The sequence below is a fragment of the Desertivibrio insolitus genome (assembly GCF_017355965.1).
Lineage (GTDB): Bacteria > Actinomycetota > Actinomycetes > Actinomycetales > Microbacteriaceae > JAFIQW01.
Genome location: NZ_JAFIQW010000002.1, coordinates 327,537 through 353,588 on the forward strand (window position 1 = coordinate 327,537; position 26,052 = coordinate 353,588).

Sequence of the window (26,052 nt, forward strand, 5' to 3'; positions counted from 1 at the left end):
CTTTAGCGGTTGCCGCTCGGCGCTCGCTTCCCCCGACCCAAGCTGAACGTCCGGTTCAATGCGACGAACGCGGCCGAGCCTGTTGCGAGGGCGAGCGCAACCCGTCGTCCCGTCCGCTTCTTGCCCTTCCAGCCGCCGGTGATGCTCGCCTCCTCGACCGAGGTGATCGGCGCATAGAGGATCCCGGTCCCGTTCGGGGCGCTCTTTTCGAGCGACAGATGCCCTGTGGCGGTCTGGACGGCCATCGACGCCTCGACGCTCGTTGGCGACACCTTGTGCTGCTTCACCATGCTCTTCGCGATGGCGCCGACCACGACCTCGTGCTTCGGTTTTGCCGCCGCCTTGAGGATCGCCTTCGCTACCAGCTCCGGGGGATACACCGGAGGCATGGCCTTCACCTGTCGACCGGTGTAGTTGCCGGAGTGCTGGAAGAAGCGGGTGTCGATCGCCGCGGGCAGGATCGAGACGACTTCGATCTTCGACTTCTGCAGCATCAGTTCCGACCGCAGGCTCGTGCCGAGAGCACGCACCGCCGCCTTCGCCATCGAGTAGGGCGCAACGTACGGCTGCGGAACCACTCCGGACACGGATGACACGTTGATCAGCACGCCGTGACCCTTGCCCGGTTTGCCCTGCTTCTGCATGATCGGCAGCGCGGCTCGGGCGCCGTGAACGTAGCCCATGACGTCGACGGTCAGCACGCGGCGGAAGTCGTCGAGGGGCATGTCCAGGAACGGGGAGAACACGGAGACCGCGGCATCGTTCACCCAGACGTCGATCCCGCCGAACTCCTCCACCGCGGCGAGTGCGAGCTCGTCGACGGCGTTCATGTCGGTAACATCCGTCGGAACGGCCAAAGCCTGCACCCTGTGCCTACGGCACTGCTGGGCGACCTCTTCCAGAGCGTCCTCGCTGCGCGCGGCGAGTACCAGGTTGGCCCCCTCCTTCGCGAAGCGTAGGGCCGTGGCCCGCCCGATTCCGCTGGAGGCTCCCGTGATCACGACAGTGGCGTTCTTGAGCTTCATTCTTCGACGCTATGACCGGCGGCGGTGTCATCCGTAGGGCTGGCGGGAAACGCGGAACGGTCTCTCAGGTGCCGCCCGACCTCGAGGGGCGGCTGACCTACTCGTGCCAGAAGAGCCTGGCCGGCTTGCCGACCCGGCCGGTGCTCATCTGACCCGTTGCGCTGAGTTGGGGTTCCATGAGCCGGCGGAACGTATCCCGGGCTAGCGGTTGACCGGCGACCGCCTCGTGGAGCTTGCGCAGTTCACGCAGGGTGAACGGCCGCTGCAACAGGCGCGCCGGGTCCGGGTGCTCCTCGTAGGAGGCGCGGAGCGCGGCGACGGCGGCTTCGATGATCTCGCCGTGTCCGTAGGGGAGGCCTCGCAGCTCGTCGGCGTCGACGGGCACCAGTCGTGCGTCCGACTCCGTCAGGTCGAGTCTCGACGCGGGAACCGCGTCGACGTGGGCCACCGACAGCACCCAGCCGCGGTCGTCGCGGCCGGGCTCGTCGAACACCTTCAGCTGGCGAGGCGCGAGACCCGTGACGCCCGCCTTCTGGCGCAGCGAACGCAGCACCGCGTCGGCGAGACGCTCGTTCTCGTGCAGGAACGTGCCGGGAAGCCGCCACCCCTCCTTGTTGTGCACAAGCAGGACTGACAGTGCCTCGTCGGGCGGCACGGTCAGCACGGCAGTGTCCACCGCGACCGAGGGGCGCGGATAGTCCTCGAGCGTCTTGCCTGATGAGTCGCGGTACACGAGTCGATTATCGCACTCTTGCGCAAAGTCGGTGGTAGCCCCTACTGTCGGGATTAGAGCATATGCGAGCTAATCAGGAGCCAATGATGACCACGACGAATACCCTGCATGTCGGACATGGCATGCACGAAGGCGCCCTGTCCCTCTTCCCGGTCTGGATCGACGGGCCGGCCGTTGCCGGAGTGAGCTGGAACGCCGGTCGGCTGCAGGTCGACGAACAGGAGAACGGGCCCTCGGTAGGGCACCTGACGGTCTCCAACTCTGCCCCCCGCCCCGTCGTCGTGCTCGAGGGCGACCTGCTCGAGGGTGGATGGCAGAACCGCATGCTCGCCCAGAGCGCCGTGATCGCGGGCGGGGAGCGACGTCGCGTAGACGTGGTGTGCGTCGAGAAGGGTCGCTGGGGCGGCGACTCCGGACACTCGGCGCGCGGCCGCAAGGCGGCGCTGCGGGTGCGCCACGGCAGCGTGAGCCGGCGATCCGATGACCGGCAAGGCGAGGTGTGGCGTCGGGTGGGCCGCTACGAACGGGAGCTGGGCAGTACCCGGACCTCGTCGATGGTCGAGCACCTCGACCGCGCGCAGGGATCCGCCCTTCGCCTCATCGAGGGTCAGCGGGGCGTCGTGATCGGCATCGGAGGCGCGATCGTCGGCGCCGAGCTGTTCGGCAGCTCGAAGGCGCTCGCGAGCAGATGGCAGGGTGTCGTCGACGCCGCGAGGCTCGACGCGCGGCTTGCTTCGGCGACCCGCACGACGTCGGCTGACGCGCGCCGCTTCATCCGCAAGCTTGGAGCTCTGCCCCTCGAACGAGGCGACGCGGACGGCGCCGCACAGCGGCTAGCGTCGCGACACGAGCAGCTGACCCTGTCCGGACTGGCGCTCGCCTCACCCGAGCAGAGCTCGTTTGAGGACGCCGTCGGACGCATGTTCGCGGAAGTCGACGCGGTGCTGCACCTCGCGGTGTTCAACGAGGCGCATCCGCTGCTGGCGCAGGACTGAGTGACGACATACGAACGAAGGGAGTGATCATGGCGAAGAAATCGAGCTCGGCCCAGATGGACCGTGCGGTCGGAGTGCTGCTCGGTCTGGCATCCGGAGACGCGCTCGGCGCCGGCTACGAGTTCGGCCCCGCCCTCGACGACGATGTCGCGGTCACCATGAAGGGCGGCGGACCCTTCGGCTTCGAGCCGGGGGAGTGGACGGATGACACGAGCATGGCGATCCCGCTCGCGCAGGCCGCGGCTCGCGGCGAGCGGTTCGACGACCCGGAGATACTCGGTCGCGTTGTCGCCGAGTGGCTCGACTGGGCGCGTGACGCGAAGGATGTCGGCGCCCAAACCCGTGCCGCCTTCCGGCGAATCGATGAGCCGACCGAGGAGCAGGCCCGCGCGGCGGCGCGGGCAGTGCATGAAGCGGCAGGACGATCAGCGGGCAACGGTTCGTTGATGCGCACGGCGCCGGTGGCGCTCGCATACCTCGATGACGAGAAAGGCTTGGCCGCCGCTGCGCGGCGCGTCAGTGACCTCACGCACTTCGAGCAGGATGCCGGCGACGCGTGCGTGCTCTGGTGTCTGGCGATCCGTCACGCGGTGCTCGAGGGGGAGTACGACCTGCGGACGCAGCTGACGTGGCTTCCGGAGGACCGGCGAGCCGTGTGGGGCCAGCGCATCGACGAGGCTGAGGCGAAAGAGCCTCGGGACTTCCATCACAACGGCTGGGTCGTCGAGGCGCTGCAGGGCGCCTGGTCGGGGCTTGTACACGGCGGCGGCTTCGTCGACAGCGTCGAGCGCGCCGTCCGCGGCGGCCACGACACCGACACGGTCGCGGCGATCGCAGGCTCGCTCGCCGGTGCACGCTGGGGCGCGTCCGCGGTCCCCGCCCGCTGGCGCCGGGTGCTGCACGGGTGGCCGCGGCTGCGCGCCCGCGATCTCGTGGCGCTCGCCGCACTTGCGGCGCGGGGTGGCCAGCCTGACAGTCACGGCTGGCCGACCGCGGAGCGGATGGACTATCCGGACTGGGGTGATGTGTCGGCGCTCGTCCAGCATCCGCACGACGACGGTGTGTGGATCGGCGCGGTCGGATCTCTCGACGTTGCGGACGTCGACGCGGTCGTCTCGCTCTGTCGGGTCGGCACCGGTCAGATCCGCGTCGATCCGGCTGATCATGTCGAGATGTGGTTGATCGACCGCCCCGACAGCAACGAGAACCTCGAGCTCGTGCTCGCCGACGCGGCGGATGCGATCGCGGCGTTCCGGGCTGAGGGGAAGCGGGTGCTGCTGCATTGCGTGCAGGCGCAGAGCCGCACGCCGTCGGTGGCGGCGCTGTACTCGGCACGGCACCTTGGGGTGCCGCTCGAGTCCGCGTTCCGCGACGTTGAGGCCGTACTTCCGACTGCCATGCCGAAGCCGTTCCTCAGGAGTGCTGCGGAGAGGGTACTGCTGACTAACCCGCGTGCAGCCCAAGCTCGGTAAGCAGCTCCTGCACCTTCCCGCCGGCCTCGGACGATCGAACCTCCTCCGTCCACGATGCGTGCAGTGCGAGCAGCGTGCGGCGGAGCTCGAGCTCCGGCTCATCAAGTCCGTCTTCATAACCTTTGGCCAGTAGATAAGACTGACTACGGCTGGCGAATGCGAGCAGAGCGTCGAGAAATATCTCGAGGGAACGCGCGCACGCGATCACGGACTCATCTTCCGGCATGGCCACGAAGTGAAGGTCCTTCTGCCACAGGGCTCGGTTCAGAGGGTCATCGTGAAGAGTCAGCGCCGTCCCTACTGGGCCTGCATCCGGTTGCCCAGCCATGGCGCGGCGGACGTCGTGCACAATCTCGTGGAAATGGTCGTCCGAAAGACCGAAGCCCACGAATAGCAGGTGTCGCGTCATCAAGGTGGCTTTCACGAGCGCACTGAGCGCGGCCCTTTCGTTGTTGAAGCCGAGATAGTCCTCCCGAGTAAGCACGATCGAATCGGGCTGATCAACAGAGCCGTGCAGCTTCAGCAGCCAGCGCTCAGTGGAGCTATGACCGCCTGGGATCACGCGTCGAGGGGCGCCAGCATCTTCGCAAGCGATCTCGAAGAGGCGGTCGTAGTTGAGCGTGATCGCCTGCTCGCTAGCGATAGAGGCGAGCAGGGCGGGCGCGAGTCCGTATTGAGTGACACCGACTGACTCCGAGATCGCGGCGCTGAAACCGCCGTCCGATGCGCTCGAGATGGGGCGCGCCAAAAACGCGGATCTCAGATAGGCCGCTTGATCCAGCGGACTGCGCCCTTCTTTCAACAGACTCTTCAATTCACTGCCCGCCAGGTCGAGGGCAGCTGCCAGCTGTTCGATCAATACCTTCCAGGTCGGCGCCCCGGCGCTGACGCTGACGCCCGCGCCCATGAAGGGCACGAGCCTGCCTGCCGCAGCGATCGCGGCGAGGTTGCGCGCTTCCGCTAGCAGGCGTGGTTCCAACTCCCCGCTCCATGCGTCGTCCGAGCGCTGCCGGATGTATTGAGCGAGCGCATAGCTTCGCTGGTCCTTGAAGATGAGCGCGATATCCACTCCGTTCTTCCGAGCGGCTGTCCCGGCCTCGTCCAAGATCACTCCGAGAAGTTGACCGAGTCGAAGTCGTCCACCCCCTTCCTTGCTGCCGAAAAAGGGCATTGCGAGTAGGGGATTGGGGCGCCTGCCGGAGGTTCCTTCGCCAGACTCGCGCCGTCGTTCCGCGATAGCCGCGCCTGCTTGAACGAAGGCTCTGATCGCAGGGCGGAGATCGTTGGGATCGTTGAAGCCGGCGAGGGGTACGGCGGTGAGTACGGGAATCGGTGACGAGCTTCCGCGTCGAACCTCCGCGGTGAGCGATTCGCCCACGCGCAACTTGCTCGTATCGCTGGCCGCGATCCACGCACGAAGGTCGGGCAGGCTCGCATGCCATGGATCGGTGACATTCATCCGCCGGTCGGTCGGTAGAAGCCAGGCATCGCAGGCGAGATGAGTGATGTCGGCATGTGCAACGAAAAGGTGCGAGGACACACTTGATTCTCCTACTGATGAGTGGCGAGATCAGGTCGGCTGCTCGCGGCTCTTCTCGCGTTCCCGGGGCACATCGAGCCAACCCCTGCCAGCGCAATGACTCAGACGAGCGACGAGACGGCTGTACAGCCCGAGGCAATAGCGGGCACTGCCAGTTCAGGCGTGCAAGAAGCACGCGTCGAGCTGCGGTCCGGCCCGCCCGATCGCCTAAATTGCCAACATGCGCAAGAGCAGGAAACTTGAACAGCACATCGCGGTGTTCGGTGAGAGTGGCAGTGGCAAGACCGTGATGGTGTCGTCCTTCTACGGAGCGACGCAGGAACAGGCATACAAGAGGGATGCTCTGTTCGACGTCGTTGCTGACAGTCAGGCTCAAGGGCGCTTCCTGCATCAGAACTACCTTGGGATGCGAGGCTCTGCGCGGTTGCCAATCGCTACGAGGTTTGCCTCCGACTCCTACGCCTTCTCCATGAATCTGAAGAACGAAGGCAAGCAGCGTGAACGACGCCGAGCGTTCGACGCGTTGCGGCTCGTTTGGCATGACTACCCCGGCGAGTGGTTCGAGCAGGACCTGGACGGGGCTGAAGCCATCCGGCGAGTGGAAACTTTCAGGAACCTGTTGCGCTCCGATGTCGCGCTCCTGCTCATCGATGGCCAGCGGTTACTTGATAACACGGGAGAAGAAGAGCGTTATCTCAAGGCACTGCTTACCTCGATCAGCAACGGCCTGCGGCTGGTCAAAGACGAAGTCCTGACCGGCGGACGCCGGCTGGTTCAATTTCCAAGGATCTGGGTCTTCGCGTTATCGAAATGCGATCTCCTGCCCGATGTGGACGTCTTCCGATTCCGAGACATACTCGTCGAGAAAGCGAGCAATGAGATTGACCGTCTTCAGGAGGTTTTGTCGGAATTCGTAGAGAGCAGCGAGGCGCTTTCTGTCGGGGAGGATTTTGTGCTGCTGTCCTCCGCCAAATTTGATGGCGGGAAGATTGAAGTGACCGAGCGGGTAGGGCTGAATCTGGTTCTGCCCATCGCCGCGATGCTTCCCTTCGAGCGACACGTTCGATGGGCTAGGGCGATGCAGGGTGGGGGCAAGGTGTTCGAGCACCTGATCCGTGGTGCTGGTGCGATGGCCGCCGCGGCCGGAGGGATCGGCGCTCTCGCAGTGAAGCTGAGTCAAGGCGACAACAAGTTGCTCACTTCTCTCGGTCTCATTCTCACCCACTTCGGCTCCGCTCTCGAGGATGCTGCCGAAATGGGCGCGGAGAAATTGAAGAGAGCGAACGAAGACGCGCTGGCGAAGAAAGAGACACTTCGCGCGGTGCTCACTGGGTTTCAGTTGAGCCTGATTCAGGGCGAAAGCGAGCGGATCCTCCTTCGGGGCTCCAGGTGACTTTCATCTGGGCGACACGTGGCAGGAGCTGGGGGTTCCGCTTCCTACGGAACGGGGGATTTCTCGATCCTCTCGAAGAGTACGAGAAGGCCTTTGGAGACGCGCGAGGTGAACACGTATTCTTTCGGCAAGTCAACCAAGTGACGGCACTGCGACTTCCCGATCCCCTAGGTCGGCAGGACTCCGCTGGGAGGTTGATACAGCACGACTTTGTTGTCCTGAGCCCGTTGAGTTCGGCCGTCGATTCCGTCGAATCTGGGTTGAGGTTGATCTGGCCTGGGTGCGCCGCCGAGTACGAAGCGATCTGGAACATCCCGGCGCCGCCTCGGCGTGGGACCGAGGCGTAGTGGACGCTCGAGGCTCGGTGATGACGTCGGCCGCCCTTCTGAGCGGGACAAAGTCGAGGCATTGCAACACAGTCGAGCGTCTTCTCGTCAGCAGAGCCGCCGCGGCAAGCGCAGAGAGTAGAGGGCGCGACCTGACTACATTCAAAGAATGACCAGCGCAGTTCCCGCCCTTCCCCTCAACTCCGGCACCGCCATCCCGCAGGTCGGGTTCGGCGTCTTCAAGGTCGCACCCGAAGACACACAGCGTGTCGTCGAGGATGCGCTCGAGGTCGGCTACCGCCACATCGACACCGCCACCGGCTACGAGAACGAGGCCGAGGTGGGCGCCGCAATCCGCGCCTCCGGCATCGCCCGCGAGAAGCTCTTCGTCACCACGAAGCTCCGCAACGACCACCACAAGGCGCAGGATGTCGAGCGCGCGTTCGATCGCAGCCTCGATGCGCTCGACATAGGGCACATCGACCTCTACCTGATCCACTGGCCGATGCCGGCGAACGACGTCTTCGTGCCCGCCTGGCGCGCATTCGGCGGCTTCTTCGAGGGCGGACGCGCGAAGGCGATCGGCGTCAGCAACTTCCTCGTGCCGCACCTTCAGCGACTGATCGACGAGACCGGCGTCACCCCGGCCGTCAATCAGGTCGAGCTGCACCCGATCTTTCAGCAGCGTGAGCTGCGCGCCTTCCATGCCGAGCACGGAATCGTCACCGAGGCGTGGGGTCCGCTCGGGCAGGGCAAGTACGACCTGTTCGGCATGGACGCGATCCAGACTGCCGCGGCGGCGCATGATGTGTCGCCCGCGCAGGTCGTGCTGCTCTGGCACCTGCAGACCGGCAACGTGATCATTCCGAAGTCGAGCAGTCGCGAGCGCATGGCGGCGAACCTCGACCTGTTCGGGTTCGAGTTGACGGCCGACGAGATGGCAGCGATCGACGCGCTCGACGAGAACCGACGCGTCGGCGGCGACCCGAACGAGGTCAACTAGCCGAGCGAGTCATCAGCCCTGGAAGTCCTCTGGGTCGACCTCTTCGAGGAAGCGCTTGAACTCCTCTACGCTCTCGTCGTCGTCCGCGGGCGCTGACTGCGATTCATCCGGAATGCCGGCCTCGTCGAGGACGTCGTCGGCGACCCAGATCGAAGCGCCAGTGCGGGAGGCGAGGGCGATGGCATCCGAGGGGCGGGCGTCGAGCACGCGGCGGCCCGTGCGGGTGTCGACGGTGACCTCCGCGTAGAAGGTGCCCTCCTCGAGGCGGGTCACCTCGACGCGCTCGACCTCGCCGCCGAGCGTCTCGAGCAGGCTCTTCATGAGATCGTGCGCGAGCGGGCGCGGGGCCTCGGCGCCCTCGACCGCGATCACGATTGAGGTGGCCTCCTGCGGACCGATCCAGATCGGCAGCATCTTGCCCTCGCCAAGCGGCTCGTCGACGGGCTTCAGCAGGATGAGAGGCTGCGACCTCGGATCGAACGCGACGCCGACGACACGGACCTGAACCATTCCGTCACCCTCCCGACCACCCGGAGTTGGGGCTGAGGCTCATCGTAAGCCTGCAGGCGGGAGGCATCCTCAGGTTGCGGGGCGGTGGTCAGGCGCAGTAGAGCGCCCCGCGGTGGGGCGGTCCGGGGTAGCAGTGCGGCTCGGGCCCGGAGTTCGTCGCGCGAGGTCAGGGGCTGCCGTCGGTTGAGCGCGGAGTCGACTGTCTGTTCGAGGGCGAGCTCGTCGAGGGTCGCGGCGAGGTCGAGCAGGGTGCGGATGGGGGAGGTGACCGGGACGCCGCGCACCCAGCTCTGGTCGTCGTTGCGGAGCTTCGCCTGGTGCGTGGCCACGCCGAGGCCCGGGTGTTTGAGACGGGCAGGTGCGGTCACGTGCAGGAGAGTCGGCGCCGCCTGCGGGAGGGGGAGTCGCCAGAGGAGAGCGGCGGTCTCGTGGGAGATGACGGCGCCCGGGTAGCGGGGGAGGGTGAGGCGGCAGAGGTCGGCGAGGGTGTCGACGTCCGGGGCGGGGCGGCGGGTTTCGGGTAGGAGGAGGGACATGTCCCTACCGTCCGCCGGGGCGAGTGACGGGAATCGAACCCGCGCTATCTCTGTGGATGGATCGCGGGTGTTAGTAACCGCATAAGTGCGAGGGTCTCGATACGCCCGCTGCGCGGGCTGCTCGACCGCCGGGTGGGGGAGGGCCGCCGAGGGTGGGGGTTACGGCAGCCGCGACACCGCGTCGAGCACCAGCGCCCAGAACCGGTCGACGTCGAGGTCGAGCGCGACCGCGGTCGGGCAATCGGCCGGGGCCGGACGGCGGAGGTCGGCGACCGTCATGCCGAGGGTCAGCGTTCCGGTGAGCTCGACGTCGAGCGGCGCTCGCCGCACCTCGAGCAGGGTCGGGTCGATCACGTAGGCGAGCGCCACCGGGTCGTGCACCGGGGGAGAGGCGAAGCCCTGCGACTCGAGGTACGTCGAGCCGTAGAAGGCGAGCATCTGCTCGGTGAAGCGCGCGGTGCGGGTGTCGAGGCCAGCGAGCGCCGAGAGCACGGCCGGCGTCGCGAGGGCCTTGTGTGTGACATCCAGCCCGACCATCGTCACCTGCCAGCCGGCGTTGAAGACGACGGATGCCGCCTCCGGGTCGACCACCACGTTGAACTCGGCCGTCGCCGACCAGTTGCCGCCGGAGACCGCGCCGCCCATGAGCACGACCTCCTTGACGCGCTCGACGATCCGCGGCTCCTTGCGCACCGCGAGCGCGATATTCGTGAGCACGCCCGTCGGCACGAGGGTGATCTCGCCCGGCTCGTGCGCCATGACCGTCTCGATGATGACGTCGACCGCGTGCCGCGGGTCGAGCTCGATCGTGGGCTCGGGCAGGGTGGGCCCGTCGAGCCCCGACTCCCCGTGGATCGACGGGGCGATCTCGATCTGCCGCACCAGGGGCCGGTCCGCCCCGGCGGCGAAGGGCACGCCCGAGATGCCGGCGACCGTGCCGACGGCGAGCGCGTTGCGGGTGACCTTCTCGAGGATCTGGTTGCCCGCGACCGTCGTCACCGCGACGAGCTCGATGTCGGGATTGCCCGCCGCCAGGAACAGCGCGATCGCGTCGTCGTGGCCGGGGTCGCAGTCGAGGATGATCTTCGTCACGCCGTCGAGCCTATCGCTGCCCCTGTGAAAAGCAGTTGCGGATATGAAACACTCGCCGGATGACCGACCTCGCCGAGCGCGGTGCCGCCCGCGTCACCTGGATCCGCTCCCGGATGCCGCTGCTGAGAGACATCCGGAACGAGTTCGCCGAGCGCCGCCCCTTCGCGGGCCGGCGCATCGGTATGTCGCTGCACCTCGAACCGAAGACGGCGGTGCTGCTCGAGGCGCTGCAGGCCGGCGGTGCCGAGGTCGTCGCGACGGGCAACCACGGCTCGACCCAGGACGACGTCGTCGCGTGTCTGCGCGAGCAGGGCATGACCCTCTTCGGGCGCCGCGACGACGACCTCGACCAGCACGCCGGCAACGTCGCCCGCGTGCTCGACGCCGAGCCCGACATCCTGCTCGACAACGGCGCCGACCTCGCCGCCGGCGCGATCGAGCGCGGGCTGCCCGTGATCGGCGGCACCGAGGAGACCACCTCTGGCGGAGACCGCCTGCGCCGCGACCTGCCCACGCCCGCCTTCCCGATCATCGTCATCAACGACTCGCTGCTGAAGGCGATCGGCGAGAACCGGCACGCCGTCGGTCAGAGCGTCGTCGAGAGCTTCATGCGCGTCACCAACCTGATGGTGCCCGGCCGCCGCTTCGTCGTCGCCGGCTACGGCTGGTGCGGGCGCGGCATCGCCCAGTACCTCCGCGCCCTCGGCGGCAAGGTCGCCGTCGCCGAGATCGACGAGCTCAAGGCGTTCGAGGCCGCCCTCGACGGCTACCGCGTCGACACTCTCGAGAACCTCGCCGGGTGGGGCGACACCTTCATCACCGCGACCGGCGCCCCGAACGTCATCTCTCTGCCGGTCATCGAACGGATGACGGACGGCGCCGTGCTCGCGAACGCCGGTCACTTCCCGTGGGAGATCGACACCGCCGCCCTCTACGCCGCGGGCGAGACCACCGAGGTCACCGACGGCATCGAGCGCGTCGACCTGCCGAACGGCCGCCACGTCGTGCTGCTCACCGGCGGACGGATGCTCAACCTCGCCGGGCGCGAGCCCAAGGGCAACTCCCTCGAGTCGATGGACCTCGGCTTCCTGCTGCAGACCCTCTCGCTCGAGCGCGTCGCCACGCGCGCCGCCGAGCTCGCCCCCGGTGCGCAGCCCGTGCCCGACGACCTCGAGCGCGAGATCGCCCGCCGCATGCTCCGCGCGATGGGGGCGCACCGATGAGCGAGCCGCAATACGCCGTGCCCGCCCTCGACAAGGGGCTCGACATCCTCGAGCTGCTCGCCTCGGCGTCCGGCACGCTCAGCCAGAGCGAGATCGCCTCGGCGGTCGGCCGCAGCGTCAGCCAGATCTTCCGCGTGCTCACCACGCTCGAGCGCCGCGGCTACGTCGTCCGCGACGCGGGCGGCCAGTACGCGCTCTCGCTGCGCATGTTCGAGCTCGCCCACCGGCATCCGCCCCTCCGCGGACTCGTGCAGGCCGCGCTCGCCCCCATGCGGCAGCTCGCCGGCGACCTGCGCCAGTCGTGCAACCTGGGCGTGATCGACGCCGACCACGTGCGCATCGTCGCCTCGGTCGAGTCGCCCGCGCCCTTCGGCTACCGGGTGCGGGTCGGCGCGGAGTTCGGCATCGACGAGGGCGCGCCCGGCCGCGTGCTGCTCGCGGGGGCACCGGACGACGTGCGGCAGCGCCTCGGCGAGCGCGCCGAGCACCGCGGCATCCGGATCCGCGGGCATCTCGTCGCGCCCGACCCCGGACAGCCCGGCATCACCGACATCGTCGTGCCCGTGCGGGGCGCGGATGACGCGTGGGTCGCCGCCCTGCACGTGCCCTACCTCGCGGCGTCGTTCGCCCCCGCCACCGAGCGGGCCGCCCTGCAGGCGGCTCTTCATGCGGCCGACGCCATCTCGCAGCATCTCGGCAGTCCGGGGGACGCCGGTCGCCGGTAGGTTTGTGTCCATGAGTGCCGACCCCGCCGAGCCGATCGACGACGACGCCGACATCGCGGCGCTGCCCAAGATCTCCCTGCACGACCACCTCGACGGCGGGCTGCGGCCCGAGACCATCATCGAGCTGGCCGACGCGATCGACCTCGAACTCCCCGCGACGGATGCCGACGAGCTGGGCGACTGGTTCGCGGAACGCTCCGACTCCGGCTCGCTCGTGGAGTACCTCAAGACCTTCGACGTCACCGTCGCCGTGATGCAGACCCGCGAGGGACTCATCCGGGTCGCCCGCGACTTCGTCAACGACCTCGCCGCCGACGGCGTGATCTACGGCGAGGTGCGCTGGGCGCCCGAGCAGCACCTCGGCCGCGGGCTGACGCTCGACCAGGCCGTCGAGGCCGTGCAGGAGGGCCTCGAGCTCGGCGCCGACGATGCCCGCCACCGCGGCCACATCGTGCGCACCGGGCAGCTCATCAGCGCCCTCCGCCACAACGACCACGGCCGCGAGCTCGCCGAGCTCGCCGTGCGCCACCACGGCCGCGGCGTCGTCGGCTTCGACATCGCCGGCCCCGAGGACGGCTTCCCGCCGAGCCGCTTCGCCGACGCGTTCCGCTACCTCGCCGAGAACCTCGTGCCCACGACCGTGCACGCGGGCGAGGCCGCCGGGCTCGACAGCATCCGGGGTGCCCTCGTCGACGGCCGGGCGCTGCGCCTCGGCCACGGCGTGCGCATCGCCGAAGACATCACGATCGAGGGCACCGACGCGGAGAACACCTACGTCACCCTCGGTCCGCTCGCCCAGTGGGTGCGCGACCGCGGCATCGCCCTCGAGACGAGCCCCTCGTCGAACCTGCAGACCGGGGCGATCTCGCCCTGGGGCGAGGACATCGAGGACCACCCCTTCGACCTGCTGTACCAGCTCGGCTTCCGGGTGACGGTCAACACCGACAACCGGCTCATGTCGGCCACGTCGCTCACGCAGGAGCTCGCCCTGCTCGCCGACGCGTTCGACTACGACCTCAGCGACTTCGAGGTGTTCCAGCTGAACGCGGCCGAGTCCGCGTTCCTGTCCGTCGAAGACCGCGAGGAGCTCGCCGAACTGATCACGCGGGGGTTCAGCGAGGCCTGATGCCACACCGACTACTCCGCGACGACGCGGTGCTGCTGGGCATGCGCGTGCGCGACTGGCAGGACGCCGTCCGCACCGCCGGGCTCGCCCTGTCGCGCGCCGACATCGCCACCCCCGCCTACTCCGACGAGATGATCCGGATGATCGAGGAGCACGGCCCCTACGTCGTCATCGCCCCGGGTCTCGCGCTCGCCCACGCCCGCCCCGGGCCCGCCGTGAAGGCCGACGGCCTCGCCGTCGTCACCCTCGCGGAACCGGTCACGTTCGGGCATCCGTACAACGACCCGGTGCGGGTCGTGCTCGGACTCGCGGTCAAGACCCGCGACACCCACCTCGGGATGATCGCCGAACTGGCCAACGTGTTCAACGACAAGACCGCCGTCGACCGGCTCGCCGCCGCTCAGACCGTCGACGAGGTCCACAGCATCATGGAAGGTGTGGCGTGAAGATCGTCGCCATCTGCGGAGCGGGCGTCGGCTCCTCCGGCATCCTCAAGGTCAACGCGGAACGCGTGCTCGACCGGCTCGGACTCGAGGCGGATGTCACCGCCACCGATCTCCGCTCGATCGCCGTCCAGGGCGCCAACGCGCAGATCATCCTCACGAGCCCCGAGTTCGTCGAGGCCATAGGCAAGACCAACGCCGACGTCATCGTGATCAACAACTACTTCGACCTCGAGGAGCTCGAGGAGAAGTTGGACGCTGCGCTCGGGTAGGGCGCGGCCGTTGGGGTGCTGCTCGGTGGCATCCGGGCTTTTCCTGGTCTACCAGGCGCCGCTCCGTGGCATCCGGCTGCTTCCTGGGTCTGCCGGGCGCCGCTCCGTGGCATCCGGCTGTTTCCTGGGTCTGCCAAGCGCCGCTTCGTGGCATCCGGCTGCTCGTCGGGCCGCCGCGGTTGTGCTGCGCCTAACGGAGGAGAAAACGGGCTTCCCGGTCGGAAACCGACCTGAACGTGCGATTTCTCCTCCGTTAGGTACGCGCCGGCCGCGCGGCGTCGAGTCGCGACGGCGCGGCTCCTAGCGGTAGGGCGGCCACATGAGAAAGCCCGCCGCCCCGGCCGGTGTCCGGCGTGGGCGGCGGGCTCTTCCGCGTCGGAGGCGGGCCGCGTCAGCTCCTCGCCGCGGAGGCGTCGACGGCGGGCACGGTGTCGCGCTCGGCGGCATCCGGAGCTGGCACGGACTGCTCGGCGACGACGCGCTCGTCGTTGTAGACGTCGCGGTCGATCTCGTCGTCGGCATTCGCGACCAGCATCGCGACGAGGGTGTCGCCGTTGACGTTGAGGAAGGTGCGGAAGATGCCCGTGAACCAGTCGACGGCGATGAGCAGCCCGACCGCCTCGATCGGCAGCCCGAGCGTCGCGGCGAGGAAGAGGGCGACGACGGGGAACCCGCCGGGCACCGTGATCGTGCCCATGTTGAGCAGGATCGCGAGCCCCATGCCGAACACGATCTGCAGCGGGCTGAGGGTCACGCCTCCGGCCTGGGCGAGGAAGAACACGACGATCGTGTAGTTGAGCACCGCGCCGTACGACCCCATGGTGAGTCCGACCGACAGTGCGAAGTTGGCCACGCGGGGGCTGACGCCGACCTTCTCGACGGTGTTCTTGAGCACCGTGGGGTAGGTCACGGCGGAGCTCGTGGTCGTGACGGCGATGGCGGTCTGCTCGCCGAGCTTGCGCGGGAGCTTGAAGGGGTTGAGCCGGGTGCGCGCGGCGACGATCGCCACGAACAGCACGGTGAGGATGACGACCCCGAGCAGCGTGGTGCCGAGGTAGGACAGCGCGGTCGTCACGACCGCGAACCCGACGTCGCCGGCGAGGGCCGCGAGCAGGGCGAACACCCCGATCGGGGCGACGACCATGACCATCCGGATCAGGATGAGCAGCACCTGCTGCAGCTGCTGGAGTCCCTTGAGCAGCTGCGGGTTGCCGGTCGAGGCGACGTACTTGTTGAGGGCGACGCCGAACAGCAGCGAGAAGATGATGATCGGCACCATCGTCGCGGTCGACATCGAGCCGATGATGTTGGTCGAGAAGAAGCCGAGGACCGTGTCCTGCCAGGTCGCAGCCGCGGCCGCGGACTCCTGCAGGGCGGGATCGATCTCACCGGCGAACGTGGCGCCCGCGCCGGGCTGGAACAGCAGGCTGAGCAGCACCGCCAGGGCGGCTGCGACGATCGAGAAGCCGATCATCCACTTGAAGGTGCGGAACGCGAGCTTGCCCGTGCCGGCTCCGCCCATCGACCCGGTCGCGACGATCACGGACGCCATCACGAGCGGGACGATCGCCATCTGGATCAGCCGGATGAAGACGTCGCCGACGACCTTCAGATTGGCGGCCCAATCGCCGACTAGGACGCCGAAGACGATGCCGGCGATGGCCGCGAGGCCGATCAGGATCGCGGGGTTCTTCAGGGATGCGAGTTTCACGACGGTCTCCGATGTGGGCGGGACGGGGTGAGTCCATTCACTCCCACCGGTGTTTCCCACTCGGTGCGGCCGTGTTTCCGCTGCGTGAAGATGCGTTGGATCCGGCTCCGTTGCGTACCTGACGGAGGAGAAATCGGGCCCCTCGGTCGGTAACCGACCTGAATGGGCTATTTCTCCTCCGTTAGGCACGCGCGGGCGTGTGCCGCCAGTGCACTGGAAACCCGCATTGATAACGGAGGCGTTCCACGCACCCGAGGTCGCATGGCGACCGGATGCCGCGGAAACGCCTCCGCTATCGATAGGGCTTTAGACCGCGAGCAGCGCCCGCACGCCCCGGTCGAGCGTCTCGAGGGTGCGCTGCGCCGCGGCGATGCGCTCCTCGGCGGAGCCCTCCTCGCTGGCGGCGTCGAGGTACACCTTGAGCTTCGGCTCCGTGCCGCTCGGGCGGACGATCACGCGCGAGCCGCCCTCGAGCGTGTACCGGAGGATGTCACCCTTCGGGAACTCGCCGACTCCGACCGCGAAGTCGTCGACCTGCACGACGGCCACCCCGCCGATCTCGGTCGGCGGCTCGGTGCGCAGGCGCGACGTGATCGCGGGGATCTCCTTGAGGTCCTTCACCCGCACCGAGATCTGCCCCGACGCGAACGCCCCGAACTTCTCGGCGAATGTCCGCTCGTGCTCCTCGAACGAGACGCCGGCTGCCTTCAGTTCGGATGCCAGCGACAGGAACGCGACCGCGGCCGAGATGCCGTCCTTATCGCGGATCTTCACCGGGTCGACGAGGTAGCCGAGCGCCTCCTCGTACCCGTAGGCCAGGCCGGGCACCCGCGACACCCACTTGAAGCCCGTGAGAGTGTCGGCGTAGCCGAGGTCGTAGCCGCGCGCGATGCGGGAGAGGGCCGGGCTCGACACGATGGATGCCGCGAGCGTGCCGTCCTCGGCGCCCTGCGACATCCGCTCGGCGACGCGCCAGCCGAGCCACGCGCCGACCTCGTTGCCGGTCAGGCGGCGCCAGCCGTTCTCGGAGGGGATCGCGACGGCGAGGCGGTCGGCGTCCGGGTCGTTGGCGATGATGAGGTCGGCGCCCGCCTCGGTCGCGACCTCGAACGAGAGATCGAGCGCGCCGGGCTCCTCAGGGTTGGGAAACGCGACGGTCGGGAACTCGGGGTCGGGGGTGAGCTGCTCCTCGACGGCGACGATGTCGTCGAAGCCCGCGGCCCGGAAGACGGCGGACGCCGTCTCCCACCCGACGCCGTGCATCGCGGTGTAGACGAACTTCAGCGGCGCGGGAGCGTTGCCGATCGCGGCGGTCTGCGCGATGTACTCGGTCACGACGGACTCGTCGGCGAGCTCGAAGTCGGTGCTGCGCGGCAGGTCGGCGATCGACCCCGCGGCGACGCGCTCGATCTCGGCGGCGATCTCCTTGTCGGCGGGCGCGACGATCTGCGAGCCCTCCGAGTCGCGGCCGAGGTACACCTTGTAGCCGTTGTCGCGGGCCGGGTTGTGCGAGGCGGTCACCATGACGCCGGCGCTCACGTCGAGGTGACGCACGGCGAACGCGAGCACGGGCGTCGGCAGCATCCGGGGCATCAGGATCGCGCGCACGCCGGCGCCCGCCATCAGCTCCGCGGTGTCGCGGGCGAAGACGTCCGAGTTGTGGCGTCCGTCGTAGCCGATGACGATGCTCGGCTGCTCCTCGCGGGCGAGCAGGTACGCGGCGAGGCCGGCGGCCGCCTGGCTGACGAGCACCCGGTTCATCCGCATCGACCCGGCGCCGAGCTCGCCGCGCAGGCCGGCGGTGCCGAACTCGAGGCGCCCGGCGAAGCGGGTCTGCAGCTCCGCGGATGCCGCGGCCTCGCCGTCCGTGGCCTTCGTGACGAGCTCCTCGAGCTCGGCGCGGGTCGCGGGATCGGGGTCCTGCGCGAGCCAGCCGCGGGCGGTCTCGAGAACGTCGGCGGGGTTCACAGCTTCTCCACGATGCTGGCGAGCAGGGGTCCGATCACGGTCTCGGCCTGGCGGCCCGCCTCGATGACCTCGGCGTGGCTGAGCGCCTCGCCGGTGATGCCCGCGGCGAGGTTGGTGATGAGGGACATGCCGAGGATCTCCATGCCCGACTGGCGGGCAGCGATCGCCTCGAGCGAGGTCGACATGCCGACGATGTGGCCGCCGATCGCCTTGGCCATCTGCACCTCGGCCGGGGTCTCGTAGTGGGGTCCGCGGAACTGCACGTAGACGCCCTCGTCGAGGTCGGGGGAGACCTCCTTGGCGAGCGCGCGGAGGCGCTGCGAGTAAAGGTCGGTGAGGTCGATGAAGGTCGCGCCCTCGAGCGGGCTGTCGGCGGTGAGGTTGATGTGGTCGGTGATCAGCACGGGGGTGCCGGGCTTCCAGTGCGACTTGATGCCGCCTGCACCGTTGGTGAGGATCATCGTCGTCGCCCCGGCGGCCGCCGCGGCGCGCACCGAGTGCACGACCCGGCGCACGCCGTGGCCCTCGTAATAGTGCGTGCGGGCGCCGATCACGAGCGCGCGCTTGCCGCTCGGTAGCAGGATGCTGCGCAGCGACCCGGTGTGCCCCGAGAGCGCGGGCTTGCTGAAGCCGAGGATCTCCTCGGCGGGGATCGTGGCGGTCGTCTCACCGATGAGGTCCGCGGCCTTGCCCCAGCCGCTGCCGAGGGTCAGGGCGATGTCGTGCCGTTCCACGCCGGTCTTCTCGGCGAGCTGTGCGGCGGCGGTCTGCGCGATCTCGAAGGGGTCGGCGTTGGGGTCGTCGAGCGGATGCTGCGTGGTCACGTGCCCACTCTAGGACGCACCCGCGACGAGTCATCCGGCCCTCTGCTGCTGCCGACTGTCAGGCGCAACCCCTGGTCCCTCCCAGCAACATGGTGTTCGCATCGAGGTATGGCGAAACCGATCTCACGTGATGTGCACGCTCTGCTCGACTACGGCTTCGCGGCCACGAACCTCGCGGTGCCGAAGCTGCTGGGCATGTCGGCGAAGGCGTGCCTGCTCTACGGCGGCTTCGGGCTGGTGCAGGGCGCGGTCAACTCGCTGACCGAGCACAAGTACGCGATCAAGAAGGTCATCCCGTTCGCGACGCACGGCAAGATCGACGCCGTTAGCGCCCCGGTCGCGATCCTCGCGCCGCTGCTGCTCGGCCTGCACCGGGAGCCGGCGGCGCGCGCCTACTGGATTGGCTCCGGCGCCGCGCTCGTGGCCGAGTACTTCCTCACCAACTGGGACTCGAACCGGCCCTTCAAGGGCCAGGGCGGCGCACTGGGCGATCGCTACTGAGACACCCCGGGGCATCCGTCGATTCGGGCGGCGGATGCCTCGGGTTCCTTCCCTCTGATGCGGATGACTCGGGCGCCGAGCGCCTGATGTTCCTCCGCTCCATCGCGGCGCGGTCGACGCGCGGATGACGCGGAGGCGCGCCCTGCTGTAGGCCGCCGAGCGCCCCAGGCGAACACCCCAGCCAGCGTCGGCGGCATCTGCGCTATTACGCGAGAATGTGTCGCATGGCCTATGAGTTCGAGCGCAAGCATCGCATCGCGATCCTCGGCGGAGGGCCCGGCGGATACGAGGCCGCCCTCGCGGGAGCTCAGCTCGGCGCGGAGGTCACGGTCGTCGAGCGCGCGGGCGTCGGCGGGAGCGCCGTCATCACCGACGTCGTTCCGTCGAAGACGCTGATCGCGACCGCGGAGGCGTCGAACTCGATCGGCGAAGCCGCCGACCTCGGCGTGCAGTTCTTCTCGCGAAACGACGCCGGACGCCCCGTGCGCCCCGACGTCGCCGTCAACCTCACCGCCGTGAACCAGCGGCTGCTGCGCCTCGCGCGCCAGCAGTCCGAGGACATGCGCTCGCACCTTGTACGCAACGGCGTGCGCATCGTGCAGGGCGAGGGCCGGCTCGAGGGCACGTCGAAGATCGTCGTGGCCGCCGGCTCCGGTGCGCGCCGCACCGACTTCGAGGAGATCGAGGCCGACACGATCGTCGTCTCGGTCGGCTCGCGCCCGCGCGAGCTCGACTCGGCGAAGCCCGACGGCGAGCGCATCCTCAACTGGAAGCAGCTCTACGACCTCGACCACGTGCCCGAGCACCTCATCGTCGTGGGGTCCGGCGTCACGGGCGCCGAGTTCGCCTCCGCGTACAACGCGCTCGGCTCGAAGGTGACCCTGATCTCCAGCCGCGACCAGGTGCTGCCCGGCGAGGACGCCGACGCCGCCGCCGTGATCGAGGGCGTGTTCAAGCGCCGCGGCATGAACGTGCTCAACAAGTCGCGCGCGCAGAGCGTGGTCCGCACCGAGAACGGCGTCGTCGCGACCCTCTCCGACGGACGCACCGTCGAGGGCAGCCACTGCCTCATGGCGGTCGGCGCGATCCCGAACACGGCGGGCATCGGCCTCGAGGAGGCGGGCGTGCAGCTCACCGACTCCGGCCACATCCGCGTCAACCGCGTCGCGCGCACCTCGGTGCCGTCGATCTACGCGGCGGGTGACTGCAGCGACTTCCTGCCCCTGGCATCCGTCGCCTCGATGCAGGGGCGCACCGCGGTCTACCACGCCATGGGCGACGCGGTCACCCCGACCGAGCTGCGCAACGTGACGAGCAACATCTTCACCCAGCCCGAGATTGCCACGGTCGGCTGGTCGCAGAAGCAGATCGAGGAGGGCATCGCGCAGGGCGAGATCTACAAGCTCCCGCTGTCGCAGAACCCCCGCGCCAAGATGCAGGGCATTAAGGACGGCTTCGTGAAGCTGTTCGCCCGCACGGGCTCCGGCACCGTGATCGGCGGAGTCATCGTGGCCCCGCACGCCTCCGAGCTGATCCTGCCGATCGCGCTCGCAGTCGAGCACCGCCTCACGGTCGACCAGGTCGGCCGCGCCTTCAGCGTCTACCCGTCGCTCTCCGGCGCGATCACGGATGCGGCGCGGGCGATGCACATCGTCAGCTGAGGCTGCCTCGGGGCATCCGCCCTCGGCGTGCTCCCGGGCGAGATCACACCGAACCGACGAGTTGACGCCCTATCGGGTGGTGACCTCGTCGGGTTGATGTGACCTCGGCCACTCCTTCCCATCCCCGGCCGTGTGCCTCGCATGCACCGAGGCGGCCGGGGTTAGGGCGGTGCCGCGGTGCGTGGGGCATCGTCACTGCATGCCGCTCTCCCTGCTCGTCGAGCCGTGGGCTCAGGCTCTGCTGCTCGCCGCCGACGAGTCGAACCCGTGGCGCCGGGTCGGCGTCGACGACACCGAGCTCACCCGGATAGCCCACGGCGTCTATCTGCCGTCCGAGCTGTGGCGGGCAGCGGATGACGACGAGCGCTTCCTCTGGCGACTTCGAGCGATCGCGGTGGCACATCCTCGTCATGTCGTCTTCTCGCACCTGTCCGCTGCACGTATCTGGGGGCTGTCGACGGTCGGCGCGTGGCCCCTGAAGCCGCACATCACCTTGAGCGGACATGCGCACAGCGGGTCGACTACGGCGGTGACGCGCACCCTCGTGCGTGATCCGTTCGCCCATCAGACGCGCGACGGTCTGCGTGTCACGAGTCTGGCTCGGACGGTGGTCGACATCGCGCGCACTCAGGCGCTGCCGGTCGCGCTGGCCATCGCCGATCAGGCGCTGCGGCCCGCCTTCCATCGGCCGGCCGCGACACGCGAGGAGCTCGACGAGGAAATCTCGAGCTCGTCGAGTCGCGGGAGAGCGATGGCCCGGACCGTGCTCGAGCTCGCCGACAGCGCGGCCGAGAGCGTCGGTGAATCGGTGAGCCGCGCGAGCATCCACCTCGCCGGATTCCCGGCCCCACAACTACAGGCGCGCTTCGTCGATGCCGAAGGACGCATGTTTGCCGACTTCTACTGGCCGGAGTTCGAGCTGATCGGTGAGTTCGACGGCAAGGGCAAGTACTTGAAGCCGGAGTACCTCGGGAACTTCAGCCCGGGCGAGGCGGTGTACCGCGAGAAACGCCGCGAAGACCGGCTGCGTGCGCTCGGGCCGTGCGTCACGCGTTGGGACTGGGCCACGGCGCTGTCACCGCGCCTCCTCCGCGCGCACCTGCTACGCGCCGGGCTGCCACTGGCGCGAGGTCACACGAGAACGACGAGACCGAGCTCCAGGGAGGAGTGATCTCGTCGGTTCCGTCTGACCTCGAGCGGCGGGCGCGCGGCGGACGCTCCCGGTCAGTCGACGATGTCGAGCAGCACGTGCCCCGCCGACACGGTCGCGCCGACCGCACCGTTGACGCGGGCGACGACGCCGTCGCGGTGCGCCATCAGGGGCTGCTCCATCTTCATGGCCTCGAGCACGACGACGAGGTCGCCCTTGACGACGCGGTCGCCCTCGCCGACGGCGAGCTTGACGATCGTGGCCTGCATCGGGCTCTTGACGCTGTCGCCGGTCGCGGTGACGACGGAGCTGCTGCCGCCGCGGCGACGCGGGGGAGTGGGGCGAGCGGATGACTGGCCGCCGAGCATCCGCCCGGGCAGCGACACCTCGATGCGCTTGCCCCCGACCTCGACCACGACGTTGCTGCGCGCCGCCTCGGCGACGAGGCCGTCGGGCGAACCGAGCGAGCCGCTCCACGGCTCGATCTGGTTGTCGTACTCGGTCTCGATCCAGCGGGTGTAGACGGAGAACGGCTGCCCGTCGGCCGGGGCGAACGCGGGGTCGCGCACGATCGAGCGGTGGAAGGGCAGCACGGTGGGCAGGCCCGCGACCTCGAACTCGTCGAGCGCGCGGCGGGAGCGCTCGAGCGCCTCCTCGCGGGTCGCGCCGGTGACGATGAGCTTCGCGAGCAACGAGTCGAACGCGCCCGAGATCACGTCGCCGGCGGCGACGCCGGAGTCGACGCGGACGCCGGGGCCGCCCGGCGCCTTGAAGACGTGAACGGGGCCGGGGGTCGGCATGAAGTTGAGGCCCGGGTCCTCGCCGTTGATGCGGAACTCGAAGCTGTGGCCGCGCACCTCGGGGTCGTCGTAGTCGAGCGTGCCGCCCTCGGCGATGCGGAACTGCTCGCGCACGAGGTCGAGGCCGGTGACCTCCTCGGAGACGGGGTGCTCGACCTGCAGGCGGGTGTTGACCTCGAGGAAGGAGACGGTGCCGTCCTTGCCGATAAGGAACTCGCAGGTGCCGGCGCCGAGGTAGCCGACCTCGCGCAGGATCGCCTTCGAGGCCGAGTACAGCAGCTCGCGCTGCTCGTCTGTGATGAACGGCGCGGGCGCCTCCTCGACGAGCTTCTGGTGGCGGCGCTGCAGCGAGCAGTCGCGGGTCGAGACCACTACTACGTTGCCCTGGGCGTCGGCGAGGCACTGCGTCTCGACGTGTCGCGGCTCGTCGAGGTACTTCTCCACGAAGCACTCGCCGCGGCCGAAGGCGGCGATCGCCTCGCGGGTCGCGCTCTCGAAGAGCTCGGCGACCTCCTCGCGCTCGCGGGCGACCTTGAGTCCGCGGCCACCGCCCCCGTACGCCGCCTTGATCGCGACCGGCAGCCCGTGCTGCTCGACGAACTCGAGCACCTCGTCGGCGGATGCCACGGGGTTGAGCGTTCCGGGGGCGAGCGGGGCGCCGACCTTCTCTGCGACGTGCCGGGCGGAGACTTTGTCGCCGAGGCGCTCGATCGCGTCGGGCGAGGGGCCGATCCACGTGAGCCCCGCCTCGATCACGGCGCGGGCGAAGTCGGCGTTCTCGGCGAGGAAGCCGTAGCCCGGGTGCACGGCGTCGGCGCCGGAACGGCGGGCGACCGACAGCAGCTTGTCGATCACGAGGTAGGTCTCGGCGCTCGTCGCACCGTCCAGGGCGTACGCCTCGTCGGCGAGCTTGACGTGCTGGGCGTCGCGGTCCTGGTCCGCGTAGACGGCGACCGACGCGATGCCGCTGTCCTGCGCCGCCCGGATGATGCGGACGGCGATCTCGCCCCGGTTCGCGATGAGGACCTTCGTGATTCGCGGCATAGGTTTCACCCTATTGACGCTCGAATGACCCCTGTTTGGGCACCACGGCCAAAAAGCGAGGCGAAAGGGCTGGGGTTCCCTACAACGAGGTCAGTCCCAGAGCTCGTGCCAGGCGACGCCGAACGACTCGCGGAGCACCCGGCGCACGAGCGGCACCGACAGTCCGACGACCGCCGAGGGCGCTCCCGTGACGCTCGTGATGAACGCGGCGCCGCGGGCGTCGATCGTGAACGCCCCGGCGACCTGCAGCGGCTCACCGGTCGCGACATACGCCTCGAGCTCGGCGTCGTCAAGATCGGCGCCGAACGAGACATCCGCGGAGTCGACGCCGCCGGCCGCGCCGTTGACGCTGCCGCCGCGGTGGTCGATCAGCCAGTGGCCTGAGTGCAGGCGCCCGGTGCGGCCGCGCATCGCGCGCCAACGCTCGAGGGCGACGGATGGCTCGTGCGGCTTGCCGTACACGGCGCCGTCGAGTTCGAACGCGCTGTCGCCGCCGAGGATGAAGCCGTCGATGGGCTCGCCGTCCACCGGCATCCCGACGACGGCCTCCGCCTTGGCCCGGCCGAGTTCGAGTACGACCTCCTCGGGCGTGAGCGGGCGGCCGAGCGAGTGCCCGAGCGAAGCCACGTGGGCGGGCTCGTCGACGCCGGGGGAGAGGAGCGCGAACGGTCGCACCCCCGCCGCGGTCAGCGTCGCGAGGCGGGCGGGAGACGTCGAGGCCAGGTACAGCCGCATCCGCGCTCCTATGCTCGTCGGGTGGACGTGGGAGATGAGCTCGAGCTCGAGGTGTCAAACGTAGCCCACGGGGGTGTCATGGTCGGCCGGCACGAGGGCCGCGTGGTCTTCGTCGCGGACGCGATCCCCGGGGAGAGAGTGCGGGCACGCATCGGCGAGGTGAAGAAGTCGTTCGCGCGCGCCGACACCCTGGAGGTGCTCGACGCGAGCCCGCACCGGCAGGAGCACGTGTGGTCGGCGGCGTCGGTTGACCGCGCTCCCGCGGACCGCGCGGGCGGCGCCGAGTTCGGTCACATCGATCTCACGCACCAGCGCGACCTCAAGCGCCACGTACTCGAGGACTCCCTCAAGCGGTTCGGCGGCGTCGAGACGGATGTCACGGTGCAGCCGCTGCCCGGCGACGACGAGCACCGCGGGCTGCACTGGCGCACCCGGGTCACGCTGCACGTCGACGACGACGGCCGCGTCGGCCCCTACGCCGCCCGCTCGCACCGCGTCATCGCGGTGTCCGACCTGCCGCTCGCGACGGAGGCGGTCGAGCGGACCGCGCCGCTCACCGAGCGCTTCCCCGGCACCGACCAGATCGGCGTGCTCGAGCCGAGCGAGGGCGGCGCGCGCCTCATCATCGGCAAGCAGTCTCCCTCGACGATCGTCGAGCGCGTGGGGGAGCGGGAGTTCCGCCTCGACGACGGCGGCTTCTGGCAGGTGCACCGCCACGCGGCATCCGTGCTGTCGAAGGCCGTGCAGGAGGCGATCGACGACGCGACGTTCGACCCGCGCGCCGCGAACCTCGACCTCTACGGGGGCGTCGGCCTGCTGGCCGCGGCCGTCGGCGACCGCTTCGGCCCGACCACCCGCATCACCACGGTGGAGAGCGAGGAGCGGGCGACCGACCACGCGGCCGAGAACCTCGCCGAGTGGGTGGGCGCGCAGGCCGTGACCGCCCGCGTCGACCGCTACCTGCGCGACCTGCTGCGCACCTCGAGCGCCGGCGAGCGCGACCGGCTGCGTCGCGGGACCGTCGTGCTCGACCCGCCGCGGTCGGGGGCGGGCAAGGACGTCGTCGCCAGCCTCGACGAGCTCGCGCCCGCACAGCTCGTCTACGTGGCGTGCGACCCCGTCGCGCTCTCCCGCGACGTCGGGCTGCTGCGCGAGCGCGGCTGGAAGCTCGACGGCATCCGTGGGTTCGATCTTTTTCCCAACACGCATCATGTCGAGGCCGTGGCTTCCCTCAGCAAGTAACA

23 protein-coding genes are annotated in these 26,052 nt (G+C 69.2%); 13 read left to right on the forward strand and 10 right to left on the reverse strand.

Annotated features, from left to right (window positions below):
* Window positions 1-2: 2 nt before the first annotated feature.
* Together JUB10_RS05500 and JUB10_RS05505 are read right to left on the reverse strand one after the other, a co-directional pair.
* Entirely contained in the window at window positions 3-1,025 is a 1,023-nt protein-coding gene (locus JUB10_RS05500) for an SDR family oxidoreductase (protein WP_207454663.1), read from the reverse strand.
* A gap of 97 nt (window positions 1,026-1,122) precedes the next feature.
* Window positions 1,123-1,758 carry an NUDIX hydrolase gene (locus JUB10_RS05505; RefSeq protein ID WP_207454664.1) on the reverse strand — a complete coding sequence of 212 codons (636 nt, stop codon included), beginning with the start codon at window positions 1,756-1,758 and terminating at the stop codon, window positions 1,123-1,125.
* Window positions 1,759-1,844: 86 nt separating this feature from the next.
* Here JUB10_RS05505 and JUB10_RS05510 point away from each other — a divergent pair, with 86 nt between their 5' ends.
* Together JUB10_RS05510 and JUB10_RS05515 are read left to right on the forward strand one after the other, a co-directional pair.
* Window positions 1,845-2,753, forward strand: a complete 909-nt coding sequence (locus tag JUB10_RS05510) for an ARPP-1 family domain-containing protein (protein WP_207454665.1) — start codon at window positions 1,845-1,847, stop codon at window positions 2,751-2,753.
* A gap of 29 nt (window positions 2,754-2,782) precedes the next feature.
* A complete protein-coding gene (locus tag JUB10_RS05515; RefSeq protein WP_207454666.1) occupies window positions 2,783-4,225 on the forward strand; it encodes an ADP-ribosylglycohydrolase family protein in 1,443 nt (480 codons plus the stop codon).
* Here the strand turns inward: JUB10_RS05515 and JUB10_RS15015 are convergent.
* Window positions 4,197-5,765: an SIR2 family NAD-dependent protein deacylase gene (locus tag JUB10_RS15015; protein WP_207454667.1), complete on the reverse strand. Its 1,569-nt coding sequence runs from the start codon at window positions 5,763-5,765 to the stop codon at window positions 4,197-4,199. The two genes, JUB10_RS05515 and JUB10_RS15015, sit on opposite strands and share 29 nt — an antisense overlap.
* A gap of 220 nt (window positions 5,766-5,985) precedes the next feature.
* On the opposite strand from JUB10_RS15015, the gene JUB10_RS05525 reads away from it, so the two are divergent.
* Window positions 5,986-7,158, forward strand: a complete 1,173-nt coding sequence (locus JUB10_RS05525; RefSeq protein ID WP_207454668.1) for a TRAFAC clade GTPase domain-containing protein — start codon at window positions 5,986-5,988, stop codon at window positions 7,156-7,158.
* Window positions 7,159-7,653: 495 nt separating this feature from the next.
* Entirely contained in the window at window positions 7,654-8,487 is an 834-nt protein-coding gene (locus JUB10_RS05530; RefSeq protein WP_207454669.1) for an aldo/keto reductase, read from the forward strand.
* A gap of 12 nt (window positions 8,488-8,499) precedes the next feature.
* Here JUB10_RS05530 and JUB10_RS05535 read toward each other — a convergent pair whose 3' ends face one another.
* Both JUB10_RS05535 and uriH read right to left on the reverse strand, forming a co-directional pair.
* Window positions 8,500-8,997 carry a bifunctional nuclease family protein gene (locus tag JUB10_RS05535; RefSeq protein ID WP_207454670.1) on the reverse strand — a complete coding sequence of 166 codons (498 nt, stop codon included), beginning with the start codon at window positions 8,995-8,997 and terminating at the stop codon, window positions 8,500-8,502.
* A gap of 695 nt (window positions 8,998-9,692) precedes the next feature.
* On the reverse strand, window positions 9,693-10,625 hold the full coding sequence (uriH, locus tag JUB10_RS05540) for a uridine-preferring nucleoside hydrolase UriH (protein ID WP_207454671.1): 933 nt from the start codon (window positions 10,623-10,625) through the stop codon (window positions 9,693-9,695).
* A gap of 59 nt (window positions 10,626-10,684) precedes the next feature.
* Between uriH and JUB10_RS05545 the strand changes: the two genes are divergently transcribed.
* From JUB10_RS05545 to JUB10_RS05565, 5 genes are read left to right on the forward strand one after another with little or no spacing between them, the layout of a single operon-like run.
* Window positions 10,685-11,848 carry an adenosylhomocysteinase gene (locus JUB10_RS05545; protein WP_207454672.1) on the forward strand — a complete coding sequence of 388 codons (1,164 nt, stop codon included), beginning with the start codon at window positions 10,685-10,687 and terminating at the stop codon, window positions 11,846-11,848.
* Window positions 11,845-12,573, forward strand: coding sequence for an IclR family transcriptional regulator (locus JUB10_RS05550; protein ID WP_207454673.1), 729 nt, complete (start codon window positions 11,845-11,847; stop codon window positions 12,571-12,573). Before JUB10_RS05545 ends, JUB10_RS05550 begins: the two co-directional genes overlap by 4 nt.
* Window positions 12,574-12,583: 10 nt before the next feature.
* Window positions 12,584-13,699, forward strand: a complete 1,116-nt coding sequence (locus JUB10_RS05555) for an adenosine deaminase (RefSeq protein ID WP_207454674.1) — start codon at window positions 12,584-12,586, stop codon at window positions 13,697-13,699.
* Window positions 13,699-14,145 carry a PTS sugar transporter subunit IIA gene (locus JUB10_RS05560; protein ID WP_207454675.1) on the forward strand — a complete coding sequence of 149 codons (447 nt, stop codon included), beginning with the start codon at window positions 13,699-13,701 and terminating at the stop codon, window positions 14,143-14,145. The genes JUB10_RS05555 and JUB10_RS05560 overlap by 1 nt, the downstream gene beginning before the upstream one ends.
* Window positions 14,142-14,414 carry a PTS sugar transporter subunit IIB gene (locus JUB10_RS05565; protein ID WP_207454676.1) on the forward strand — a complete coding sequence of 91 codons (273 nt, stop codon included), beginning with the start codon at window positions 14,142-14,144 and terminating at the stop codon, window positions 14,412-14,414. Before JUB10_RS05560 ends, JUB10_RS05565 begins: the two co-directional genes overlap by 4 nt.
* A gap of 391 nt (window positions 14,415-14,805) precedes the next feature.
* Here JUB10_RS05565 and JUB10_RS05570 read toward each other — a convergent pair whose 3' ends face one another.
* The 3 genes from JUB10_RS05570 to JUB10_RS05580 form a co-directional block, all read right to left on the reverse strand.
* Window positions 14,806-16,125 carry a dicarboxylate/amino acid:cation symporter gene (locus JUB10_RS05570; RefSeq protein WP_207454677.1) on the reverse strand — a complete coding sequence of 440 codons (1,320 nt, stop codon included), beginning with the start codon at window positions 16,123-16,125 and terminating at the stop codon, window positions 14,806-14,808.
* A 306-nt stretch (window positions 16,126-16,431) separates the two neighbouring features.
* Complete coding sequence (locus JUB10_RS05575; protein ID WP_207454678.1) at window positions 16,432-18,093, reverse strand: phospho-sugar mutase; 1,662 nt, start codon at window positions 18,091-18,093, stop codon at window positions 16,432-16,434.
* Complete coding sequence (locus tag JUB10_RS05580) at window positions 18,090-18,917, reverse strand: purine-nucleoside phosphorylase (RefSeq protein WP_207454679.1); 828 nt, start codon at window positions 18,915-18,917, stop codon at window positions 18,090-18,092. Before JUB10_RS05580 ends, JUB10_RS05575 begins: the two co-directional genes overlap by 4 nt.
* 108 nt (window positions 18,918-19,025) lie before the next feature.
* On the opposite strand from JUB10_RS05580, the gene JUB10_RS05585 reads away from it, so the two are divergent.
* From JUB10_RS05585 to JUB10_RS05595, 3 genes are all read left to right on the forward strand, one after another.
* Window positions 19,026-19,418 carry a hypothetical protein gene (locus JUB10_RS05585; protein ID WP_207454680.1) on the forward strand — a complete coding sequence of 131 codons (393 nt, stop codon included), beginning with the start codon at window positions 19,026-19,028 and terminating at the stop codon, window positions 19,416-19,418.
* 224 nt (window positions 19,419-19,642) lie between these two features.
* Window positions 19,643-21,079, forward strand: a complete 1,437-nt coding sequence (locus JUB10_RS05590; RefSeq protein WP_207454681.1) for an NAD(P)H-quinone dehydrogenase — start codon at window positions 19,643-19,645, stop codon at window positions 21,077-21,079.
* Window positions 21,080-21,278: 199 nt separating this feature from the next.
* The gene (locus JUB10_RS05595; RefSeq protein ID WP_207454682.1) at window positions 21,279-22,250 is read left to right on the forward strand and encodes a type IV toxin-antitoxin system AbiEi family antitoxin domain-containing protein; all 972 of its coding nucleotides are present in this window, start codon (window positions 21,279-21,281) and stop codon (window positions 22,248-22,250) included.
* Between the two features lie 53 nt (window positions 22,251-22,303).
* Here the strand turns inward: JUB10_RS05595 and JUB10_RS05600 are convergent, their stop codons facing one another.
* Together JUB10_RS05600 and JUB10_RS05605 are read right to left on the reverse strand one after the other, a co-directional pair.
* Window positions 22,304-24,073, reverse strand: coding sequence for an acetyl/propionyl/methylcrotonyl-CoA carboxylase subunit alpha (locus JUB10_RS05600; protein WP_207454683.1), 1,770 nt, complete (start codon window positions 24,071-24,073; stop codon window positions 22,304-22,306).
* Between the two features lie 90 nt (window positions 24,074-24,163).
* The gene (locus tag JUB10_RS05605) at window positions 24,164-24,808 is read right to left on the reverse strand and encodes a Maf family protein (protein ID WP_207454684.1); all 645 of its coding nucleotides are present in this window, start codon (window positions 24,806-24,808) and stop codon (window positions 24,164-24,166) included.
* A 21-nt stretch (window positions 24,809-24,829) separates the two neighbouring features.
* On the opposite strand from JUB10_RS05605, the gene JUB10_RS05610 reads away from it, so the two are divergent.
* Window positions 24,830-26,050 (forward strand): class I SAM-dependent RNA methyltransferase, encoded by a 1,221-nt coding sequence (locus tag JUB10_RS05610; RefSeq protein WP_207454685.1) that lies wholly within the window; start codon window positions 24,830-24,832, stop codon window positions 26,048-26,050.
* The last annotated feature ends 2 nt before the right edge of the window (window positions 26,051-26,052 follow it).

Bases quoted from the DNA above. Each gene is read 5' to 3' on its own strand.
- JUB10_RS05535 (WP_207454670.1), bottom strand. From the start codon at position 8,997: ATGGTTCAGGTCCGTGTCGTCGGCGTCGCGTTCGATCCGAGGTCGCAG.
- JUB10_RS05530 (WP_207454669.1), top strand. From the start codon at position 7,654: ATGACCAGCGCAGTTCCCGCCCTTCCCCTCAACTCCGGCACCGCCATC.
- JUB10_RS05595 (WP_207454682.1), top strand. From the start codon at position 21,279: ATGCCGCTCTCCCTGCTCGTCGAGCCGTGGGCTCAGGCTCTGCTGCTC.
- JUB10_RS05600 (WP_207454683.1), bottom strand. From the start codon at position 24,073: ATGCCGCGAATCACGAAGGTCCTCATCGCGAACCGGGGCGAGATCGCC.
- JUB10_RS05590 (WP_207454681.1), top strand. From the start codon at position 19,643: ATGGCCTATGAGTTCGAGCGCAAGCATCGCATCGCGATCCTCGGCGGA.
- JUB10_RS05555 (WP_207454674.1), top strand. From the start codon at position 12,584: ATGAGTGCCGACCCCGCCGAGCCGATCGACGACGACGCCGACATCGCG.
- JUB10_RS05605 (WP_207454684.1), bottom strand. From the start codon at position 24,808: ATGCGGCTGTACCTGGCCTCGACGTCTCCCGCCCGCCTCGCGACGCTG.
- JUB10_RS05500 (WP_207454663.1), bottom strand. From the start codon at position 1,025: ATGAAGCTCAAGAACGCCACTGTCGTGATCACGGGAGCCTCCAGCGGA.
- JUB10_RS05545 (WP_207454672.1), top strand. From the start codon at position 10,685: ATGACCGACCTCGCCGAGCGCGGTGCCGCCCGCGTCACCTGGATCCGC.
- JUB10_RS05515 (WP_207454666.1), top strand. From the start codon at position 2,783: ATGGCGAAGAAATCGAGCTCGGCCCAGATGGACCGTGCGGTCGGAGTG.
- JUB10_RS05560 (WP_207454675.1), top strand. From the start codon at position 13,699: ATGCCACACCGACTACTCCGCGACGACGCGGTGCTGCTGGGCATGCGC.
- JUB10_RS05585 (WP_207454680.1), top strand. From the start codon at position 19,026: ATGGCGAAACCGATCTCACGTGATGTGCACGCTCTGCTCGACTACGGC.
- JUB10_RS05525 (WP_207454668.1), top strand. From the start codon at position 5,986: ATGCGCAAGAGCAGGAAACTTGAACAGCACATCGCGGTGTTCGGTGAG.
- JUB10_RS05550 (WP_207454673.1), top strand. From the start codon at position 11,845: ATGAGCGAGCCGCAATACGCCGTGCCCGCCCTCGACAAGGGGCTCGAC.
- JUB10_RS05510 (WP_207454665.1), top strand. From the start codon at position 1,845: ATGACCACGACGAATACCCTGCATGTCGGACATGGCATGCACGAAGGC.